Source organism: Gordonia sp. YC-XJ4 (assembly GCF_059511865.1).
In genome coordinates this window covers 2,319,541-2,341,195 of the sequence record NZ_CM183447.1, presented here as the reverse complement: position 1 = coordinate 2,341,195, position 21,655 = coordinate 2,319,541, and the positions used below count along the sequence as shown (strand labels likewise).

Genomic DNA, 21,655 nt, shown 5'->3' with positions numbered 1-21,655 from the left:
GAACGATCAGCGCACTCCGTCCGGGACGAATCGGAGGACTCCGCGGGGCCTCGAGCGGACACCGACCACCGGAAACGACCGGCTTGTCAGGCCGCCCCGGCGTCGATGTACTGGACCCACGCCGGATCGATCTCCTTGATCGTGGCCAACAGTCGCCAGTGCCGCCCCTTGGGAGCGGTGAGCGGCGTGTGCAGGGTCCAGCCGAGTTCGCTGAGCAGGCGGTCGGCCTTGCGGTGATTGCAGCTCGCGCAGCAGGCCACGCAGTTCTCCCAGGAGTGCCCACCGCCACGACTTCGGGGCAGCACATGGTCGATCGTGGTCGCCTTGGCCCCGCAGTAACCGCAGCGGGAGCGGTCTCGATGCATCAATGCCGCCCTGGTCATCGGGGTGACCGCACGATAGGGCACGCGGACGTAGGTCCGCAGCCTGATCACCGACGGGATCGGGACCGTTCGCGCGGCGGAATGCACGGCCATCCCCGGGGCCACTGCGTGGACGACGTCGGCGCGTTCACGCAGGACGAGGACGATCGCCCGGCGCAGGGAGATCGCGGTGAGCGGCTCGTAGGTCGCGTTGAGCAGCAGGACGCGGCGTCGTCCCCACAGTCCCGCAGCCGGAAGCCCCGCAGACGGACGGGACTCGTCGGCAGCATCAGGCTTCTCGGTCAGTTCCGGGTTGGTGGACACGGGGCTCTCGTGCGCGCGGCGCAGCGACCGCTCGCCACGCAACACCGTCACATCGCGAACCTGCCGTTGGCTTCTGCGTGTCATCCCGCCTCCCGTGTGCGCGCACCGGACGCGTCAAGTGGAACACGCCGAGCGCGGTCGTGCACGACAAATCTCGGGTGTCGACGCAGGTCACTTGTGTGAACAACGGATGTCGGTGCACCCGCCGACCGCCGATACCCGCGGCGTCCACCGACGGTGGGCACGCGTGAGGTTTGAGACCTTCGGCGCCGGTGGAGGACACTGGTCGGGTGAGTGCCTCCCAGCCCGTTCCCGCACCCGAGAGCCGATCGTTCTATGACGAGGTCGGCGGCGCCGACACCTTCGCCCGCCTGACCCACACCTTCTACTCCGAGGTCGCCAAGGACGAGATACTCCGGCCGCTCTATCCCGAAGAAGACCTCGGTCCGGCCGAACGCCGACTCCGCATGTTCCTCGAGCAGTACTGGGGTGGGCCGCGAACCTATTCCGAGGAACGCGGTCATCCGCGCTTGCGGATGCGGCACCACCCCTACAAGATCGGGCCGATCGAACGCGATGCCTGGCTGCGCTGCATGCACACCGCGATCGCGGAGATCGACTCACAGACCCTCGACGACGAACATCGCCGTGCGCTCACCGATTACATGGAAATGGCTGCACAGTCGATGATGAATTCGCCGTTCTGACCAACGGCCTCCACCTCGGCGCGCGCATCGGCGACTCGCCGCGCGGACCTGCATGGGTCACCGAATTATCAGGTGAGGCACAATTGCGACGTGAGCGATGAGACATCGAGCGCTGTGCCCATGGGTTCGGAGGACACCGGCTCCGAGGAAGCGCTCACCGACGAGCAGGTTTCCGGCCCGAGCGACATCGGACCGGATCCCGCCGACGCGGGCGAGGAAAGCCACGGGACCGGCGAGGACGAGGCGACCTCCGAGACGGACCCCGCCGGTGAACTGACCGACGCGGCGGCGCCAGGTTCGGTTGTGCCGCAACTCGACCCGTCCGACACCACGTGGTGGCGATCGGCGATCTTCTACCAGATCTACCCGCGATCCTTCTCCGACCTCGACGGAGACGGTGTCGGCGATCTCGCCGGGGTCATCGACAAACTCGGATATCTCGAACTCCTCGGGATCGACGCCCTCTGGCTGAGCCCGATCATGTGCTCCCCCATGGCCGATCACGGTTACGACGTGTCCGACCCACGCGACATCGACCCCCTCTTCGGCGATCTCGAGGACTTCGACGAACTCGTCGCCGAGGCACACGACCGCGGAATGCGCGTGACGATGGACCTCGTCCCCAATCACACCAGCGACCAACACGAGTGGTTCCGGGCCGCGCTCGCCGCCGAACCCGGCAGCCCCGAACGCGCCCGCTACATCTTCCGCGACGGCCTCGGTGAGGGCGGCGACGAGCCACCCAACAACTGGCACAGCGTGTTCGGCGGACCCGCATGGACACGGGTCACCGAGTCCGACGGCTCACCCGGTCAGTGGTATCTGCACATCTTCGCCGCCGAGCAACCGGATCTGAACTGGGAGAACCCCGAGGTGTTCGAGGATCTCGAACGCTCCCTTCGGTTCTGGCTCGACCGTGGCGTCGACGGCTTCCGCATCGACGTCGCGCACGGCATGGCCAAGCCCGAGGACCTGCCGGACATGGACCTCGACTCGGTCGGGCTGTTGACCAACAGTGACGACGATCCGCGCTTCAACAACTATGCGGTGCACGACATCCACCGAAAGATCCGCAAGGTGCTCGACGAGTATCCGGGCGCGGCCAACGTCGGCGAGATCTGGGTGGAGGACAACGAACGCTTCGCCGAGTACCTGCGGCCGGACGAGCTGCATCTCGGGTTCAATTTCCGACTTGCCAAGGCCGCGTTCGATCCCGACGAGATCCGCGCCGCGATCGAGAACTCTCTCGATGCGGTACTTCGGGTCTCGGGGACGCCGACGTGGACACTGTCCAATCATGATGTCGACAGGGAGGTCTCGCGCTACGGTCGCCTCGATCAGCACGACCCGGACTCCGAGGTCGACCTCGACGTCGGCCGGGCCCGGGCGCGCGCGATGGCGCTGGTCGAATTCGCCCTCCCCGGAACGGTCTTCATCTACAACGGCGCCGAGCTCGGACTCCCCAATGTGGATCTCCCGGACGAGGCATTGCAGGATCCGGTATGGGAGCGCTCGGATCACACCGAACGCGGGCGCGACGGTTGCCGGGTGCCCATACCGTGGGAGGGTTCACAGCCGCCCTATGGTTTCAGCACCTCGGCGCAGACGTGGTTGCCGATGCCCGACGATTGGGCGCCCTACACCGTCGAGAAGCAGCTCGAGGACATCTCCTCGACCCTCTCGTTGTATCGGCAGGCCATCGAATTGCGGGTCAGCCGAAGTGAATTCAGTGGAGACACGGTCGAATGGTACGGCGCACCCGACGACTGCCTGGCATTCCGCAGAGCCGGTGGCGGCCTGATCTGCGCCCTCAACGCCGGCGACGAGCCGGTACCGCTCCCCCCTGGAGAGGTCCTGCTGCTCAGCGCCCCTCTCGTCGACGGTCATCTCGCACCGAATTCCGCCGCCTGGCTGGTGTGAGGCTGCGCACCGAAGGACCACCGAGAGGTGGTCACAGCACGGTGACGCCGAGGTCGCGATGGCGGCGCAGGTAGACCGCACCGAACCTTGCGTCGATCCGAATCCAGGCCGCCGACATCCGGATTCGGATCGGCTCATCGGCATCGATCGCCTCGACATCGGAGTCCTCGGTGATCGCGCGGCCCTGCGCGTCACGGACGAAACCCATTCCGGTGAGCGCGAACAGCGCGCGCAGGGAGACTGCGGTCCGTAGACCGCCGTCGGTCGAGGTGACCTCCAGCACGTCCTGATCGAGTACGCCGGTCGCCGGGCCGTGCGCGCTGCCCTCCTCGCGTGCGACGCGAGCACCGTCCCGAACGAGCCCCACCACCGTGCGCGCGGGCACGTCGTCGACGTGGCGAAAACCGGTGAGCAGCGGCAGTGCGCCACGCCACGCCGAATCGAAGGGCATACCGGGGTCGACGGGGGTTCCGGGCGTCGCGCCGGAAAGCGCTGCGCGCAAGGAGGTCACGTCGGCCACCAGATCCTTGGGCGCCATCCGGCCGAATACGGCCCGGGTGACCAGGACGTCGAATCCGGTGTGTGACCACATCCCGATCAGGCCGTCGCCGCGTACCGCCAGGCGGACAACGGCAGCGTCGTCGAGCCGGTGGGCACGGCCGAGGAAGGCCAGCGCGTCGGAGAGGTCGTCGGCGCGCTGCAACGTCAGATGCCGCTCACCCTCCATGATGCGGCGCGGTCTGCTCGGTGGTGTCCGGCAACCGGAAGCTCTCCAGGTACGCGCGTTCGTCGGCGGTGAGGCGCCGCAGACGCTGTGCATCCACGTCGAACGCGACGAGTTGGGTGGAGGCGATGACGGCCGGTGCGTCGTCGGGCTGAGCACCGTCGGGGCGCACCTCGTAACCGACGACGAAGTCCACCGCCCGTACCTTCTCGACGAACATGGTGACCACGATCGGACCCTCGTCGTGGCGGATCTGCGCTGCGTACTTCACGTGCAGGTCGGCGACCAGACAGCCGCGCCGCAGATCGGCGGTGGGCCGTCCGTCGTAGAACAGCCACGGGATTCGGGCCTCCTCCAGGAGGGTCACCATCCGTGCGTGGTTGATGTGCTGGAAGACGTCCATGTCGGACCAACGCACCGGGACCCGCACGACATATCCCTTGTCGGTGGCGGTTCCCTCATCCTCGTAGAGCACTACGACTCCCCTCTTCGCGTACCGCGTGCGGTCCGACGGCGTTGCGGCTCATCGGATCCCACTCACCGGATGACACTGCGGAGTTGCCGCGCGGCCACCGACAGTGTGGCGAGGTCGATGTTGCCGGCCGCCTCGATCTCGGCCAGCATCGACCGCACCCGCGCCAGACGAGACGAGTGCGCGCTCTCCCACTCGCTGATCTTCTCCGCGCACGGTTCGTCGGGCTCGCTGCCCTCGAGGATCGTCAGCGTCAACGCCCGCAGCGCACCGTGCATGTCGTCACGCAACGCCAAGCGCGCCAACGCATGCCATCGGTCGCCGTATTCGAGATTCGACACCGCGGTGAGCAATTCCTCGAGACCGAAGTGCTCCATCACAGCGAAGTACAGCTCACCCACCTCGACCGGCTCACGGTCGGCGATCTCGGCCGCGTCGATGATGTCGAGCAGGCAGAATCGATGCAGACTGACCGCCACATCGTGAGCGAGATCCGGTGCCACGCCGAGGGAGTGATATCGGCGCACCCGCGCGTCGACGTCGGCGGCCGACGCCGCACCGAACCAGCCGTCGAGGCGCGCGGTCAGGTCGGCGACCCGCTCGCGGTAGCGGGTGATGTCCGAAGCCATCGGCAACGGTTGCGGCCGGAATGCCAGGAACCAGCGCGACGCACGGAACAGCAATCGCCGCGCGTAGAGCATCATCTCGTCGACCGCGTCGATGGAGGCCGACGCGCTCTGGATGCGGTCGAGCAGACCGGCCATCCCGAAGACCTGCTCGGCCACCACGAATGCGCGGACGAGCTCCTCGGTGGTCGCACCGGTCGCCTCACCGAGTCGGAACAGATGGGTGATGCCCGCGCGGTCGACGACGTCGTTGACAAGCACCGTGGTCACGATCTCCCGACGCAGGCGATGGTCGTGGATCTCGGCGGCGAATCGTTCCTGCAACGGCACCGGGAAATAGTGGGTGAGCCGATGGTCGAACACGTCGTTGTCCGGGAGGTCACCGGCGAGCAGGTCGTCCTTGGCGACCAGCTTCACATGCGCCATCAGCGTGGCGAGTTCTGGCGAGGTGAGGCCGCGGTGGGTATCGGAGTCGAATCGCTTGCGCAACGCGACCGGGCTGGGCAGCGCCTCGAGTGTCAAATTCACCCCACGGGCGGCGAGGGCGGTCAGCAGTCGTACGTGCACGTCCACCCGGTCACGGGAGTAGGCGCGACAGAATCCCAGTTCGGAGTTCTGGGAGATGTTGTCGGCCAACACCAGTCGCGCGACCTCGTCGGTCATCGACTCGAGCAGCGGGTTGCGATCGGCCTGCGCCAAGCCCCCCGAGGACACCGCGGCATCGAGCAGGATCTTGATGTTGACCTCGTGGTCGGAGCAGTCCACACCTGCCGAGTTGTCCATGGCGTCGGTGTTGACCCGTCCGCCCGCGAGGTCGAACTCGATGCGGCCACGCTCGGTCACCCCGAGATTGCCTCCCTCGCCGATCACCTTGCAGCGCAACTCGTCTCCGGTGACTCGGATCGCGTCATTGGCCTTGTCACCGACGTCGGCGTCGGATTCGGTCGAGGCTCGGATGTAGGTGCCGATGCCTCCGTTCCACAGCAGGTCGACCGGCGCGAGCAGCACGGCCCGGATCAGCTCGGGCGGCGACAGGGTGGTCACATCGTCGGGAAGCCCGAGGGCCGCGCGCATCTCGGGACTGATCGGGATCGACTTGCGTTCGCGCGACCAGACACCTCCGCCGGGACTGATCAGTCGCTCGTCGTAGTCGGCCCACGACGAGCGCGGCAGCGCGAACATCCGCGCCCGCTCGGCATACGAGGATGCGGCGTCGGGGGTGGGGTCGATGAAGATGTGGCGATGATCGAAGGCGGCGACGAGTCGGATGTGCTCGCTGAGCAGCATGCCGTTGCCGAACACGTCACCGCTCATGTCGCCGATACCCACGACCGTGAAATCCTGTGTCTGGGTGTCGATTCCCATTTCCCGGAAGTGGCGCTTCACCGATTCCCACGCACCGCGCGCCGTGATGCCCATGGCCTTGTGGTCGTAGCCGGCCGAGCCCCCGGACGCGAAGGCATCACCGAGCCAGAAGCCGTACCGCCCCGCCACGTCGTTGGCGATGTCGGAGAACGCCGCAGTGCCCTTGTCGGCGGCGACAACCAGATACGGATCGTCACCGTCGCGCCGGACCACTGATCGGGCCGGGATCACCTCGCCGGTCGCACGGTCGATGTTGTCGGTGACGTCGAGCAGACCGGAGATGAACATGCGATAACAGTCGATTCCCTCCGCCCGCAATGCCTCTCGGTCGGCGGCGGCATCTCCGGTCGGGGCCGGCGGCCGGGTCAGGACGAATCCGCCCTTGGCCCCGACCGGCACAATCACCGCATTCTTGACCGCTTGCGCCTTGACCAGACCGAGGATCTCGGTGCGGAAGTCCTCGCGCCGATCCGACCACCGCAGCCCACCTCGGGCGACGGCACCGAATCGCAGATGCACCCCCTCCACACGTGGCGAGTACACGAAGATCTCGTGCAACGGACGGGGTTCCGGGGTTTGCGGGATGTCGCGCGGACGCAGCTTGAACGACATCACCGGTCGGTGCTCGTCGTCGCTGTTCGTCGTGTCGCTGTCCGTCGTGTCGCTGTCCGTCGTGTCGCCGGAGTTGCCCGGCGCGCCGAGCACATAGAAATTGGTCCGATCGGTGGCGGCGATGACCGCGAGGAACGCCGACACGATGCGGTCGGCGTCGAGGCTCAGCACTGCCCCCACGTCCGAACGCAGTTGCTCGAGTACATCGGCACGACGGTCCGCGTCGGCGACCGCCGGGTCGAACGACGCCTCGAACAAGGCGACCAACCCGCGCGTGACCTCACGGTAGCGGCCCAATGTGGATGCGACATGACTTGTGCTGTAAGAGAATCCGCACTGCTTGAGATAGCGGCCGTAGGCACGGAGCATCGCCGCGGCCCGCCAGTCCAGCCCACATCGGATGATCAGCTCGTTGTACGCATCGATCTGCGCGTGTTGCCGCCAGATCTGGGCGAATGCCTCGGTGAACCGCTCGGGGAGGTCGTCGGCGTGATCGACGTCGACATCCATCCCGGCGGTCAGGACCACGGCGAATTCGTAGACGTGACAGTCCTTGTCGCCGATGCCGCGCAAGGCATACGGGTGTTCGTCGATGACGTCGAGGCCCAGACTGTGCAGGACGGGCAGCACGTCGGTCAGGGTGGCCGACTCGTCACACAGGTACAGGGTGAAGTCCCAATGATCCCGGTCGGTTCGGCTCTGCGCACCCGAATGCTTGGCGAACGTGACGGCCAGATGCCCGGGCTCGAGTGCGGCCACGTGCGCGAGGTCGCCGACCGCGTCGGCGGGCGCACGCTGGTCCTTGTAGTCGGCCGGCAACGTGTTGATCAGCCGCAGCATGGCGTCGGCGCCACCGGGCGGCAGGGCCCGCTCCGAGGCGGTGGTGGTGATCAGTTCACGCACCCGCTCGTCCCAACTCCGGATTGCCTCGGACAGGGTGATCTGCATCCGGCGCTGTACATCGGTGCCGATGTCGACCGACCCCCACGAGCGCGCGACGTCGGGGTCCACCCGAACCATCACCTGCAGCAACGCGAGCGGGCGCTCACTGACCCGCGCCGAGTACTCGAGGTCGCTGCCCTCGAGCATTTCGGTGACGGCCCTCCCCAGCGCAGTTCGTGACGGGGTGTTGTACCGGTCGCGCGGTAGGTAGATGAGCGCGGTGGCGGCTCCGCCTGCGGGGTGCACGCGCAGAAACACCCGCAGCGATCGCGTCGCGACGGCGTCGAGCATCTCGTCGATTCGCCGATGCAGTTCCGCGGTCGTGTCCTGGAACATCTCGACCAGCGGGTAGTTCTGGAGGAGTTCGACCATCGTGCGTCCGGCAAACGAGTCCTCGTCGACGCCCGCGAGGGCGACCACGTCGTGCACCTTGCCGCGTAGAACAGGGACGTCGAGCACCGTCTGATGCAGGCCCGAGGAGGTGAAGACACCGAGGAAACGGTGCTCGCCGACGTGCTCTCCCGCAGCGTCGAAAGCCGGCACCGCGATGAGGATCGGGAACTTCGAGCGCTGGATTCCGGTATCGAGGAACACCCGCGACACGCGGGGCGTCAGGGGCGAGGAATCGATTCTCGGGAAGTCCAAGTCGACGGACTCGGCGCGGTTGAGACCGAGCCGGTCGGTCACCGCACCGGAGGCGTCGAGCCGTGCATATCCGAGTGGCACGAAGTGGTTGCCGGCGAACCACTCGAGCAGCCGGGCGTACTCGCGCTGCACGTCGGCGGACACACCCGATTCGTCGCCGAGATGCGCGCCGGCGCACTCCGCCGAACATCCGGTCAAACGCTCCCGCATCGCGGTGGCGTCACCGTCGATGACGGCGACCACATCGATCCCCCGCCGGATGTCGGCCCGCAGCTGCGCATCGTCGACCGTCTCCCGACTCGACAACGCCGTCACCGAGATCCACGACTCGGCCAGGCCTGCGTGGGGGCCGCAGATGTCGGTGAGGGTGCCGGTCCGGTCACGGGTGACCGCCATGATCGGGTGATCGATGCGGGTGACCGTCATCCCTCGCCCCTCGAGCGCGGCGAGCACCGACTCCACCAGCAGGGGCATGTCGTCGGTCACCACCACCACATCTGTGCCGCCCGCTCCGTCGGTGGTGACCTCGACCACCGATTCACCGGGTCGACGGATCGCGGCGATCTCCATGTGCGCCCGGATGCGGTCGAGGACGGCCGGGTCGAGAGTGCCCGGATCGATGCTCGACCGATCGGTTCCCGCCGCACCTCCGGTGACACCCACCGAGGTCGCCAGATAGCTGGGAATGACTTGCGGCAGAAGCGAAGTCACATCCGACAACGACAATCACCCTCTCGTGCGCGGCGCAGGGGTGACGGAGGCGCCGCCGTTGGCTCCATGGCGAGCCTAGCGCCTGCGGCTCCGCCCGGCGATCAGTCGCGCGTGAGCTTGCGATGCGTGACCCGGTGGGGGCGCGCGGCGTCGGCGCCGAGGCGATCGACCTTGTTGGCCTCGTAGGCCTCGAAGTTGCCCTCGAACCAGAACCAGGTGCCCTCTTCGACGTTGCCCTCCCACGCGAGGATGTGGGTGCAGGTGCGGTCGAGGAACCAGCGGTCGTGGCTGATGACGACCGCGCAACCCGGGAATTGCTCGAGCGCGTTCTCCAGCGACGAGAGGGTCTCGACGTCGAGGTCGTTGGTCGGCTCGTCCAGCAGGATCAGGTTGCCGCCCTCCTTGAGGGTCAACGCCAGGTTGAGGCGGTTACGCTCACCACCGGAGAGGACCTCCGACCGCTTCTGCTGATCGGGGCCCTTGAATCCGAATGCCGACACGTACGCCCTCGACGGCATCTCGTTCTGGCCGACCTCGATGTAGTCCAGACCGTCGGAGACGACCTCCCACACCGACTTCTTGGGGTCGATGTTCGCGCGATTCTGATCGACGTAGCTGAGCTTGACCGTCTCGCCGACCTTGACGGTGCCCGAATCCGGCTTCTCCAACCCGACGATCGTCTTGAACAGCGTCGTCTTACCAACACCGTTTGGGCCGATCACACCGACGATACCGTTGCGGGGCAACGTGAACGACAGATCCTTGATCAGCACCCGACCGTCGAAGCCCTTGTCCAGATGCGAGACCTCCACGACGACGTCACCCAGCCGGGGCGGGGTGGGGATCTGGATCTCCTCGAAGTCGAGCTTGCGCGTCTTCTCCGCCTCGGCCGCCATTTCCTCGTAGCGCGCCAGACGTGCCTTGTTCTTGGTCTGGCGGGCCTTGGCACCCGAGCGGACCCAGGCCAGCTCCTCCTTGAGGCGCTTCTGCAGTTTCTGGTCTTTCTTGCCCTGGACCTCCAGACGCTCGGCCTTCTTCTCCAGATAGGTCGAGTAGTTGCCCTGATACGGGATCAACTTGCCGCGATCGACCTCGCAGATCCACTCTGCCACGTGATCGAGGAAGTAGCGGTCGTGGGTGACGGCCAGCACCGCACCCGGGTAGCTCGCCAGGAACTGCTCGAGCCACAGCACGCTCTCGGCGTCGAGGTGGTTGGTCGGCTCGTCGAGCAGCAGCAGATCGGGCTTGCTCAGCAGCAGTTTGCACAGCGCGACGCGACGCCGCTCACCGCCGGAGAGATGGGTGACCGGCGAGTCCCCGGGCGGGCAGCGAAGGGCGTCCATCGCCTGCTCCAGCTGGGAGTCGAGATCCCAGGCGTCACCGTTGTCGAGGTCCTCCTGAAGCTTGCCCATCTCCTCCATGAGCTCGTCGGAGTAGTCGGTCGCGAGGAGCTCGGCGATCTCGTTGTAGCGGTCGAGCTTGACCTTGATCTCGCCCATCCCCTCCTCGACGTTCTGCTTGACCGTCTTCTCCTCGTTGAGGGGAGGCTCCTGCTGCAGGATGCCGACGGTCGCATCGGGGTCGAGGAAGGCCTCGCCGTTCGACGGCTGGTCGATGCCGGCCATGATCTTCAGGATCGACGACTTACCCGCGCCGTTCGGACCGACGACGCCGATCTTGGCGCCCGGGAAGAACGACATCGTGACGTCATCGAGGATGACCTTGTCGCCGTGCGCCTTGCGCACCTTCTTCATGGTGTAAATGAACTCTGCCACGCGTGAGCCTCTCTACCAGTGGTTTTCGGGTCGTGGGGCCGACGAACTACTCGCGGTCTCATCTGCGGCGGGCGATCCCCGGGCGCGGAGGGAGCCGGGCCCTGACACAACGGTGAACCAGTCTAATCGCACCGGCGGTTCTCCCGCGTCGGCGCGTGCGGCGCAGGCACGACCGCGCCACCGGTGGCACCATCGATGAGTGCACGGCGACACTTCCCTTCCCGGCCGGTGCGCCCATCGCGCCGGGTCGGCATGCGGACTGACCGAGCTCGTCGCCATCCCTACGGCCGACTTCGAGATGGGCTCGGACCGCTTCTACGCCGAGGAGCGACCTGCCCACATTCGCCACGTGGAGTCCTTTTCCGTCGAGGTTCACCCGGTGACCAATGCACAGTTCGCGACGTTCGTCGCCGACACCGGCTACCGCACCGTCGCCGAGCGGCCACTCGACCCGGCAGACTTCCCGGGTGCCGACCCCGCCGAGCTCGTTCCCGGCGCAGTGGTGTTCACCCCGACCGACGGCCCCGTGGACCTCACCGACTGGCGCGCATGGTGGCGCTACGTGCCCGGTGCATCGTGGCGCCATCCCCTCGGCCCCGACTCCGGGGTCGACGACCGGCTCGACCACCCGGTCACCCAGATCGCTTACGCCGATGCCGACGCGTACGCCCGGTGGGCCGGGCGCCGCCTGCCCACCGAGGCCGAGTGGGAATGCGCGGCCCGGGGCGGGCTCGACGGCCACGACTACGCGTGGGGCGACGAGCTCCACCCGGATGGCGCGGTCATGGCCAACACGTGGATCGGGCGATTCCCCTACCGCAACGAGGGCTGGGGCGGGACCAGCCCGGTCGGGTATTACCCACCGAATCCGTTCGGTCTGTTCGACATGATCGGCAACGTGTGGGAACGCACCGCCGAGGTGTTCACACCCCGCCACGTCCCGCCCGACATGTCGACGGTCACCGCCGGCGGACGGCAGAACCTGTTGGCGCCCAGCACTTCTCCCACTGTTCTTCGCGTCACCAAGGGTGGCTCACACCTGTGTTCACCCCAGTACTGTCGTCGATACCGACCTGCCGCACGCTCACCGCAATCCGACGACTCCGCCACCTCACACCTCGGCTTCCGCTGCGTCGCCTGACCCGATCGCCGACCGGCGGGAAGGAGTTGTCCACAGGGACGCTCCGGCGTGCGCCACAGAGCCCGATGGTCGGGCATGCTGATCGGGCAAGGACGGCGACCGCCGAGGGGACGGTCGCCGTCCTCACATCCGACCGGGATATACTTCCCAGGCCTTTCAGCCGCTCGCGGCCGAGGCACGCCTCCGTAGCTCAGGGGATAGAGCAGCTGCCTTCTAATCAGCTGGTCGCAGGTTCGAATCCTGCCGGGGGCACTGTGACATCCCTTCCGGCCTCCGGCCGGTGTGCGCCTGCTGTGTTTGAAAGAGATCCACGGAGGCGCACTGTGACATCCTCGCCGGCCTCCGGCCGGGTGTGCGCCCGCGGGAGCGGAACAGCGTCGGCCCCGTCCGCGTTACCCCGACATGACCGACGCCCCCTCCAACATCGTTGCCGCCCTTGCCCGCGTCCACGTCGACGATCTTGACGCAGCGCTGCCGTTGTATCGCGAACTCACCGGCGACGAGCCACACACTTTCGGGTTTCGGGACATCCGCCTCGCCACGGTCGGCGCGTTCCTGCTGATCGAGGGCGGCGATGAGCAGGTGCGCTCACGGACCGCGACCGTCATCGTCCGCGACATCGCGGTGGTGGAACGCACCGTCGCCGACCTCGGAGGCACTGTCCTCGAGGGGCCCGCATCCGCACCCAACGGTCCACGACTGATCGCCAGACATCCCGATGGAGCTGTTGTCGAGTACATCCAGTACGACTGACGCACCAGCACACCGGGTTGATCCAGCAGCAAGTTCCTTCGACGGCCATCGGCGCACCGCCCCATCACGTGTGCACAACCACCGTGAAGCATGGAACCGATCGGCCCCCTCGCCGCGTCCAATGCATCAGGTCGACCGACTCGACCGAACCACGACGCCGGAGGGTACCCATGACACCGCTCTCACACCTGCTGACGATGCTGCCCGACACCATCGAGCGCGTTTTCGGTGACGACGACGACACACTGTTCGGCATAGACCCGGACGAACTCGCCGGAATCTGCGCGGGTTGGCGAGAACGCGCCCGATTCGTAGCCGGCATTCCGTTCGCCGGGTTGCAAGTCGACGGACCACCGACCCGGGTCACCACAGCCCTGCGCTCGCTGGCCGAACCCAGCCGCGCGGCCGCCGACTCGATCGCCGATCGCTTGCTGGCGATGAGCGTTGCGCTGCAGCAGTTCAGCGCCGATGCGCAGGCGAGTGACGCCGCGGCCGGACGCGCCTTCGACCTGTTGCCGCAACGCTGATGCGCCTGTCCATCTCCGCTGCCCGCGCTTGGCCGGTGGCCGACATCTCTGCGGCCGCAGACGCAGCCACCACTGCCGCGGGTGTTCTCGAGCAGGGACTCGACGTCGCGCTCGGCAGCGCACTTCGGCCAAGCGAGTGGCACGGCAAGACACATGACGCGGCCCTCGCCCGCCTGCGCCAGGAACACGATCACGCCTACGAGGTGCGAAATGTGTTGCAGCAGATCGCCGATGAAGCCGCCGATGCCCGGACAGACCTGGAGCAGGCACGCCGTGACCTACTCGCCGCCGTCGACGAGGCGAGGCGGCTCGGTTTCACCGTCACCGACGAGGGCGCGGTCTCCCATTCGCTGGCGACGAGATCGGCGGACGCCGCGGCGTTCGAGGCCCGGATACAGCAGGGTCTTCGGGTTCTCGACGAGGTCGACGAACTCTACGGCACCAGACTCGACGATCTGCGCGCCGATCTCGCCTCGATGATCCTGGGCCAGCCGGACGTGACGGTGCCAGGTCTGGGCACCATGGACCCGGATGCGATGGTTCGGACCCTGAACTCGCTCGACTTCGACCGGCGGCGCACTCTGCTCGCCCAGACCGATGCCGACGATCTGCGGCGGCTGATCCAGGCCGACCCCGAAACCATGGGAAACCTGAACGGCGTTCCCTTCGAGATGCGCGGTGCCGCCAACGAGATCAGCATCCGCAACGCGCTGGCCGGCGAGATCCGCACGCACGGCGTCGACACCGACCGCGCACGAATGCTGCAGTCCTTTCTCGAGCAGCGCAAGGCGCCGTATTCGTCGATCCAGGGCGACGCACCCAACGCCCCACTGACGGCGCACACCGAGCGCGTGTTCGTCTCCTTCACCGACGGTGACAACCCGCGGCTGGTCGAGATGGTCGGCGCGCTCACACCCACCACCCGCAACGCCACCGTCTACGTACCCGGTACCGGCACCAATGCGCGCGGCTACGGCGGTGGCAACTGGACAGCGGCCTACAACCTGGCGGAGCAGACGCGTGGTCCGGTGTTCATCTATCTCGACGGCGACTTTCCGCAAAACGTGGTCAACCCACCGCGGTTGCCGATCTCGACCAATCCCCTCGACCAGGTCAAGGCCTTGGCATCGGTCATCGACGACTCCGCCGTCGATCCGCAGTTCGCACTCGAGATGGCGCCGCGGCTGGTCGATTTCGGCCATGCCCTCGACGCCGAGATCGCCACGATCGCGCCGTCGGCTACGACGACCTACCTCGGGCACTCCTATGGCGGGACCATCGTGGGAACCGCCGATCAGCTCGGATTGCGCGCCGACAACGTCATTCACGCGTCGTCGGCCGGAACCGGCGTACTTGGGCCGGCGGCGACCAGTCCCGGTGTGCACCGGTACACCATCACCGCACCCTTCGACCCCATCATGATGTCGCGCCTCATACCCGACAACCCGCTCGGCGACAGCCCCGACCTGGCGGGCTACCAACCTTTGTTCACCGGACGAGATGGCAACGGGGAGTGGCTGTTCGGACTGTCGGCGCACGGGTCGTACTTCAACGACCCCGAGTCGGACGCCTTCGCGGCGATGGTCGGGGTGATCACCGGGACACACCACACCAGCACTGAGACGCTCGCGGAGATCCTCGACAGGATCCGTGACGCGTCACAACCGACAATCGGTCCGGTGCCGCCGCTGCCCGGCAATGGCGGGCACGCGGGGCCACCGGGCACACCTCCCTCGCTCCCCACTCCCCTGATCCCCGATGTACCGCTGCGCATGTGGTGACTCGGGCCGGCCTGCGACGCTCCCTCTCCGTTGGCGAAACACACAGCTGCTGTACAGGTTTCACTGACAGCGGGCTCTCAGCGACGAGGCAGCGCGGACGCAGCAACGGCTCCTAGTTTCATCTCTGTCGGCATCGACGCCGACCATGATCGAAGGAGACAACTCATGCCAGGACAGCCCCGTCAGTTCGGTCCGCAGCGCCGCTTCGAGCCCCAGCCACGCCGCCGCCGCGTCCGCATCTGGGACTGGCGGACCTTCCGGTGGATCTGGGTGTGGCAGTGACCCGCACCGCCTGATCACTCCCGATCGGAAACCCGGCGCGAACCGCTTACCTCGCGCCGGGTTCCGACGCGTCGACGCGCATGAATCGTCGACGCGCGCCCGAACGCACTTCTTCCACGACACACTCGACGACCAGGTTGCGGAGTCCGATGAACACCCTCACTGCCATTCGACGATTCCTGCCCGCCATGCGCGGCCAGGGCACGCGATTCGCGTTCGCCGGCAGTCTCCTCGGGGTCGCCGCACTCTGCGAGATCGTCTCGGTCTTCGTCCTCGCCGACGTCATCGATGGAGCCCTCGATTCGCACAGTGTGTGGGACTTCGCTCGTCTTGCCGGTCTGTGGCTCGGACTGACCGCGGTGTCCACGGCCGGCGACTACTTCGGCCAGGTCGTCGCGGTGAGCGTCTCCGAGCAGGTGGTCCTTCGGCTGCGTGACCGGCTCTTCGCCCACGTCCAGCGGCTCCACCCGGTGCTGCATCGTCGACTCGGTCTCGGCAACCTCGTCAGTCGTCACTCCAGCGACCTCGAGGCCGTCGAATATCTCGTCGGGTCCGGGGTGATGCAGATCATCATCGCGATCTTCAACACCGTCGGCCTGGTGATCGCCGCGTTCCTCATGAGCTGGCAGGTCGCGGTGGTCGCGCTGGCCGCCGTCCCGATGTTGTGGGGTGTGTCCTCGGTCTTCGCCCGCCGCCAGATGGCGGTCACCCGCGACGAGCGGGGCGCCAACAGCGACATCTCCGACGCCGTCGAAACCGCGCTGGCCGGCCACGAGACCGCCGTCGCCTACAACCAGCAGAAGCGCGAACACCAAGTCCTGCATGCGCACGGACTGGCTTGGCGCGCAGCACGTCTCGCGCAGACCCGGGTCGAGGCGGGGTTCGGCGCGGTGATGGGCTTCGGCCAGGTGGTGGTCACCCTGGCCATCGCCGTCGCCGGCGTGTGGCAGGTTCGCCACGGACATCTGAGCGTCGGCCAGCTGCTGGCGCTGACCGGTTACCTCGGTCTGCTCTATCCGAAGATGCAAGAGATCGCCGATGCCCGGCTCGCGATCGCCTCGGCCGTGGTCAGTGCCGAACGCGTCGCGGAGATCCTCGACCTCGAACCCGCCGAGCACGACGCATCCGACGCGCGGGACAGTTCCCCCACACCGGGCGCCGCACTGCCCGTGTCATTGCGCTCGGTCTCGCTGCAGCGCGGTGAGACCACCGTCCTCGACGAGGTATCGCTCGATCTGCGGCCGGGCCGGATTATGGCCCTCATCGGCCCGAGCGGGGTGGGCAAAACCAGTCTCGCCTCACTGCTGTGCCGCTTCGAGCACCCTGACTCCGGAACGATCTGTCTCGGCGACGACGACTACGACACGCTGACCGGTACCCACATCCGCAGCCTGGTGACCCTGCTCCCCCAGACCCCGATCATCAAGGGCGCCAGCGTCGCCGACAACATCGCCTACGGCGCCCCGAACGCCGATCGCGCACAGATTGTGCGCGCGGCCGTCGCCGCCGACGCCGACGCCTTCATCCGCGATCTCCCCGATGGCTACGACACCCGGATCGACGACGGCGGCCTCACGCTGTCCGGTGGTCAACGCCAGCGCATCGCGATGGCACGAGCGATGGTCCGGGACACCCCGGTACTCATCCTCGACGAACCGACGTCGGGGCTCGACGACGCCAGCGTGTCGCGAATACTGACGCCGCTACGGCGTATTGCGCAGGGCCGCACCACGTTGTTGATCACCCACGACCGCCGGGTCACCGCAATCGCCGACCGAGTCGTCGAACTCCGCGACGGCCACCTGCGCGATCGTTCCCCCTGGATCGCCCCCGAGGACAGGATCGACGACTCGGCCGTGAGTGCGGAACGGACCGAGAACCTGGCGATCGCGCCGTTCGCCGGTTCACTCGCCGAGGGCACCCGTCTCTATGTGCCGGCGCTCGGCGGGCGTCGACACTGACCTGCCCGCGTCACGGCTCGCCGACGGCGGTCTCCCAACGCTGCCGGCGCTGGGCATCGGTCTGCTCCCACCACGGCGTACCGCGCTCGCCCAGAGCAACTTTCGCCGCCTGGACCCCGGCTCGCGCATCATCGGCTCCGCGGGTTCGTCGTACCTCGCGTCGCCACGCCATGAGGATGTGCTGAAGTTCTTCCCGCCGACCTGCGGGGATCAACGGATCCGTTGCGCGCCATCGGCGGCCGTTCACCACGATGTAGCGGCCGTCCGCGGTGTGCTCGACGTCGGCGGCTGCCCGCGGGGCGCGGTCGGTGTTCTGGCCCATGCCACCAGGGTGCCACCGCGATACTTGGCGCCGTTCGATGATATGCACTCACGCACATACTCACCTTGTTGCATAGCGCGTTGTTGCACTGCTACCGTGCACATGTGGCTCTGGAACACGCGATCATGGTGTCGTTGTCCGAACGGCCCGGCACCGGCTACGAGATCAGCCGCCAGTTCGACCGGTCGATCGGTCATTTCTGGTCGGCCACCCACCAGCAGATCTATCGCACGCTGCGCAAACTGCACGCGGACGGGCTGGTGAGTTACGAGCCGATCGTGCAGGACGGCAGGCCTGACAAGAAGGTCTATTCGTTGTCCGACGCCGGTCGATCGGCGTTGCGCGAGTGGGTCGCCACCCCGACCCCGATCCAGAAACTGCGAGACGATCTCGGCCTGAAGATCCGCGCCGCCGACGTGCCCGGCCTGCCCGATCTCATCACCGAACTCGAACGCCACCGCGAACTCCATGTGGCGCGACTGCACCTGTTCCAGTCCTTCGAGAAGGACGACTACCCCGCCCCCGATCGCCTGACCGGCCGAAAGTTGCACCAATACCTCGTGCTCCGGGGTGGCGTGCGGATCGAAGAAGGATTCATCGACTGGTGCGACGAGGTCCTCACCGCACTGAAACGAGAACTCGACGCCTCGTCCTGACCGGGCATCCCCCAGATCACGAAGACCACAAGAACCGTGCCCCACTGCCGGCCCGCCGGCACCGACCGAAAGGTGACGCGATGTCAGCCCCATCCGCACAGCCCAATCCCCATTACCCGCGCCTGTTCGAACCACTGCAACTCGGCGGCGTCACCCTGACCAACCGTCTGATCATGGGCTCGATGCACACCGGGCTCGAGGACCGCCTGTGGGACACCGACAAATTGGCCGCCTACTACGCCGAGCGCGCCAAAGGCGGTGTGGGACTGATCATCACCGGCGGGTTCGGTACGTCGCGCACCGGTCTGCTGCTTCCCTTCGCCGGCAAGATGACCAACTACGCCGACGTCGCCCGGCACCGACGCATCACCGGTGCGGTTCATCGCGAGGGCGGCAAGATCGCGATGCAGCTCATTCATGCCGGGCGCTACGGATACACGCCATTGAAGGTGGCCGCGGGCTCCGAGCCCTCACCGATCCACCCCTTCAAACACCTCAAGATGACCGAACCGATCATCAAACACGTCATCCGCACGTTCGGTGCGTCGGCCAAGCTGGCCCGCCGCGCGGGATATGACGCCGTCGAGATCATGGGCGGTGAGGGGTATCTGATCAATCAGTTCCTGTGCCCGCACACCAACGATCGCACCGACCGGTGGGGTGGCACCACCGAGAACCGACAGCGTTTCCTCGTCGAGATCATCACCGAGATGCGTCGCCAGGTCCCCCGTGACTTCCCGATCATCCTGCGCCAGTCCATCGCCGACTTCGTCAAGGGTGGACAGACGTGGGACGAGATCGCGCTGATGGCCCGCAAGGCCGAACAACTCGGAGTCGACGCGATCAACACCGACATCGGCTGGCATGAGGCCGGAGTCCCGACGATCGTGACCTCGGTACCGCGCGGTGCCTTCGTCAAGTTCACCGAGCGCCTGCGCGACGAGGTGAGCATCCCGCTCATCGCCAGTAACCGCATCAACACGCCCGAACTGGCCGAGGAGATCCTCGAACGCGGCCGGGTGGACGCGATCTCGATGGCACGACCGATGCTGTCCGACCCGGACTTCGCCGACAAGGCGCGCACCGGCCGGGCCGACGAGATCAACACCTGCATCGGCTGCAATCAGGCATGTCTGGATCACGCCTTCGTCGGCAAGAAGGTGTCATGCCTACTCAATCCCCGCGCCGGCCGCGAGACGACGCTGACTCTCGGGGCCACCCGACTCGCCCAGCGCATCGCGGTGATCGGCGCGGGTCCGGCCGGCCTGTCGGCTGCGGTGTCGGCGGCCAAGCGTGGCCATCGGGTCGAACTGTTCGAGGCCGGTGAATCGGTCGGAGGCCAGTTCTCGATCGCGGCGCGCATTCCCGGCAAGGAGGAGTTCAACGAGACGTTGCGCTACTTCACCCGTGAACTCGAGATCAACAATGTGACAGTGCATCTCAACACTCGGGTGTCCGCGCAGGACATCATCGCCAAGGGCTTCGACGAGGTGATCATCGCCACCGGTGTCACCCCACGCATGCCCGCCATCCCCGGCGTCGACCACCCGATGGTCGTCTCCTACGCCGATGCCGTGCTCGGACACCGTGAGATCGGCAAGCGCGTGGCCGTGATCGGTGCCGGCGGAATCGGATTCGACGTCACCGAGTTCCTCACGGTCGATGAGTCACCCACCTTGAATCTCAAGGAATGGGAGCAGGAGTGGGGTGTCAGCGAGGATCTGAGCAAGCCGGGCTTCGTCACCAAGCCGCGTCCGCTGCCCGCGGTGCGCGAGGTCTACCTGGTGCAGCGCAAACCCGGCCGACAGGGCAAGACACTGGGGAAGACCACCGGTTGGGTACACCGCGCGACGGTGAAAATGAAAGGCGTCGAACAGATCTCGGGTGCCACCTATGACCGTATCGATGATGCGGGCCTGCACCTGAGCTTCCGGGAAGAAGACGGCACCGTCCGCGAGACACGCCTGCTCGAAGTCGACAACGTCGTCATCTGCGCCGGACAGGAATCGGTCCGCGACCTCGTCGATCCGTTGACGGTGGCCGGCGTGCGGACCCACGTCATCGGTGGCGCCGACGTCGCCGCGGAACTCGACGCGAAACGAGCCATCAGGCAGGGCACCGAGGTGGCCGCCGGCATCGGCTGACCGCGCCGGCCGAGCGACTCCGGCTGCCCAAGGCCCGTACCCGTACCGACGGCGCCCGACGCCGTCGGTACGGGGCATCTGGATACGATCGACGGCATGGGAGTACCTGTGCCGTCCGAATCCGCCCGCGCCGTCGTGACGGGCGCCTCGTCCGGTATCGGGATGGCTCTTGCCCGTGCCCTGGCACGACGCGGTCACGCGCCGATCCTGGTGGCACGGCGCGGCGAGGTCCTCGAGGAACTCGCCGAGGAGCTCCGCGCCGATCACGGGGTGACCGCCGAGGTGCGCCCCACCGATCTCTCCGATCCGACCGCGGTGGCGATCCTCGCCGCCGAGCTCGCCGACCGGGAGATCTCGATCCTGGCCAACAACGCGGGCATCGCGACCTTCGGGCCGGTCGCCGAACTCGATGCCGCCTACGAACGCGCCCAGGTTCGCTTGAACGTCAATGCCGTCCACGACCTGACCCTGGCCGTCCTGCCCGGCATGGTGGCACGCCGCGCCGGCGGCATCCTGATGGTCGGTTCCGCCGCCGGCAACATGCCGATCCCGAACAACGCGACCTACGCGGCGACCAAGGCATTCGTGAATACCTTCAGCGAATCACTGCGCGGTGAGGTCTCCATCCACGGCGTGCATGTCACGCTCCTCGCTCCCGGCCCGGTGCGGACCGAGATCCCCTCACCCGAGGACGCATCCGTGGTCGACCGATTGGTTCCCGGTTTTCTCTGGCACTCCAGCGACAAGGTCGCCGAGATGAGCCTGAATGCGCTGGAAAACAACAAGATGCGTGTCGTCCCGGGCACGTTGTCGAAGGCCATGTCGGTGGCCGGGGGCTATACCCCGCGCGCTGTCGTCGCACCGATCGTGGGCACGTTCTACCGCAAGCTCGGCGAGGGCTGA

Annotated in this window: 16 protein-coding genes and 1 tRNA gene; 11 read left to right on the top strand and 6 right to left on the bottom strand. The window is 67.0% G+C overall.

Annotated features, from left to right (window positions below; translation table 11 throughout):
- Window positions 1-86 precede the first annotated feature (86 nt).
- Entirely contained in the window at window positions 87-770 is a 684-nt protein-coding gene (locus AC5ZH6_RS10300; protein WP_370530192.1) for an HNH endonuclease, read from the bottom strand.
- 206 nt (window positions 771-976) lie between these two features.
- On the opposite strand from AC5ZH6_RS10300, the gene AC5ZH6_RS10295 reads away from it, so the two are divergent.
- Both AC5ZH6_RS10295 and AC5ZH6_RS10290 read left to right on the top strand, forming a co-directional pair.
- A complete protein-coding gene (locus AC5ZH6_RS10295; RefSeq protein WP_079929430.1) occupies window positions 977-1,393 on the top strand; it encodes a globin in 417 nt (138 codons plus the stop codon).
- Window positions 1,394-1,513: 120 nt separating this feature from the next.
- A complete protein-coding gene (locus AC5ZH6_RS10290; RefSeq protein ID WP_288336768.1) occupies window positions 1,514-3,313 on the top strand; it encodes a glycoside hydrolase family 13 protein in 1,800 nt (599 codons plus the stop codon).
- A gap of 31 nt (window positions 3,314-3,344) precedes the next feature.
- Here the strand turns inward: AC5ZH6_RS10290 and AC5ZH6_RS10285 are convergent, their stop codons facing one another.
- The 4 genes from AC5ZH6_RS10285 to ettA form a co-directional block, all read right to left on the bottom strand.
- Window positions 3,345-4,040, bottom strand: coding sequence for a DUF8010 domain-containing protein (locus tag AC5ZH6_RS10285; RefSeq protein WP_265077861.1), 696 nt, complete (start codon window positions 4,038-4,040; stop codon window positions 3,345-3,347).
- Complete coding sequence (locus AC5ZH6_RS10280; RefSeq protein ID WP_014359706.1) at window positions 4,030-4,512, bottom strand: acyl-CoA thioesterase; 483 nt, start codon at window positions 4,510-4,512, stop codon at window positions 4,030-4,032. The genes AC5ZH6_RS10285 and AC5ZH6_RS10280 overlap by 11 nt, the downstream gene beginning before the upstream one ends.
- 62 nt (window positions 4,513-4,574) lie before the next feature.
- Complete coding sequence (locus tag AC5ZH6_RS10275; protein ID WP_265077860.1) at window positions 4,575-9,425, bottom strand: NAD-glutamate dehydrogenase; 4,851 nt, start codon at window positions 9,423-9,425, stop codon at window positions 4,575-4,577.
- A gap of 86 nt (window positions 9,426-9,511) precedes the next feature.
- A complete protein-coding gene (ettA, locus tag AC5ZH6_RS10270; protein ID WP_006371236.1) occupies window positions 9,512-11,185 on the bottom strand; it encodes an energy-dependent translational throttle protein EttA in 1,674 nt (557 codons plus the stop codon).
- Between the two features lie 199 nt (window positions 11,186-11,384).
- On the opposite strand from ettA, the gene AC5ZH6_RS10265 reads away from it, so the two are divergent.
- The 6 genes from AC5ZH6_RS10265 (at window position 11,385) to AC5ZH6_RS10240 (ending at window position 17,630) form a co-directional block, all read left to right on the top strand.
- Window positions 11,385-12,326, top strand: a complete 942-nt coding sequence (locus tag AC5ZH6_RS10265) for a formylglycine-generating enzyme family protein (protein WP_265077859.1) — start codon at window positions 11,385-11,387, stop codon at window positions 12,324-12,326.
- Window positions 12,327-12,505: 179 nt separating this feature from the next.
- Window positions 12,506-12,578, top strand: a tRNA-Arg gene (locus AC5ZH6_RS10260).
- Window positions 12,579-12,728: 150 nt separating this feature from the next.
- Window positions 12,729-13,079 (top strand): VOC family protein, encoded by a 351-nt coding sequence (locus AC5ZH6_RS10255; RefSeq protein WP_079929411.1) that lies wholly within the window; start codon window positions 12,729-12,731, stop codon window positions 13,077-13,079.
- A gap of 170 nt (window positions 13,080-13,249) precedes the next feature.
- Window positions 13,250-13,606: a hypothetical protein gene (locus AC5ZH6_RS10250; protein ID WP_496168998.1), complete on the top strand. Its 357-nt coding sequence runs from the start codon at window positions 13,250-13,252 to the stop codon at window positions 13,604-13,606.
- Window positions 13,606-15,387 carry an alpha/beta hydrolase gene (locus tag AC5ZH6_RS10245; protein WP_265077858.1) on the top strand — a complete coding sequence of 594 codons (1,782 nt, stop codon included), beginning with the start codon at window positions 13,606-13,608 and terminating at the stop codon, window positions 15,385-15,387. The genes AC5ZH6_RS10250 and AC5ZH6_RS10245 overlap by 1 nt, the downstream gene beginning before the upstream one ends.
- Before the next feature lie 431 nt (window positions 15,388-15,818).
- Complete coding sequence (locus tag AC5ZH6_RS10240) at window positions 15,819-17,630, top strand: ABC transporter ATP-binding protein (RefSeq protein WP_265077857.1); 1,812 nt, start codon at window positions 15,819-15,821, stop codon at window positions 17,628-17,630.
- A 10-nt stretch (window positions 17,631-17,640) separates the two neighbouring features.
- Here AC5ZH6_RS10240 and AC5ZH6_RS10235 read toward each other — a convergent pair whose 3' ends face one another.
- Window positions 17,641-17,952 carry a hypothetical protein gene (locus tag AC5ZH6_RS10235; protein WP_006371230.1) on the bottom strand — a complete coding sequence of 104 codons (312 nt, stop codon included), beginning with the start codon at window positions 17,950-17,952 and terminating at the stop codon, window positions 17,641-17,643.
- 104 nt (window positions 17,953-18,056) lie between these two features.
- Between AC5ZH6_RS10235 and AC5ZH6_RS10230 the strand changes: the two genes are divergently transcribed.
- The 3 genes from AC5ZH6_RS10230 (at window position 18,057) to cmrA (ending at window position 21,655) form a co-directional block, all read left to right on the top strand.
- On the top strand, window positions 18,057-18,608 hold the full coding sequence (locus AC5ZH6_RS10230) for a PadR family transcriptional regulator (RefSeq protein WP_014359698.1): 552 nt from the start codon (window positions 18,057-18,059) through the stop codon (window positions 18,606-18,608).
- Window positions 18,609-18,688: 80 nt separating this feature from the next.
- Window positions 18,689-20,752, top strand: a complete 2,064-nt coding sequence (locus AC5ZH6_RS10225) for an NADPH-dependent 2,4-dienoyl-CoA reductase (RefSeq protein ID WP_211541729.1) — start codon at window positions 18,689-18,691, stop codon at window positions 20,750-20,752.
- Between the two features lie 96 nt (window positions 20,753-20,848).
- Window positions 20,849-21,655 carry a mycolate reductase gene (gene cmrA / locus AC5ZH6_RS10220; protein WP_014359696.1) on the top strand — a complete coding sequence of 269 codons (807 nt, stop codon included), beginning with the start codon at window positions 20,849-20,851 and terminating at the stop codon, window positions 21,653-21,655.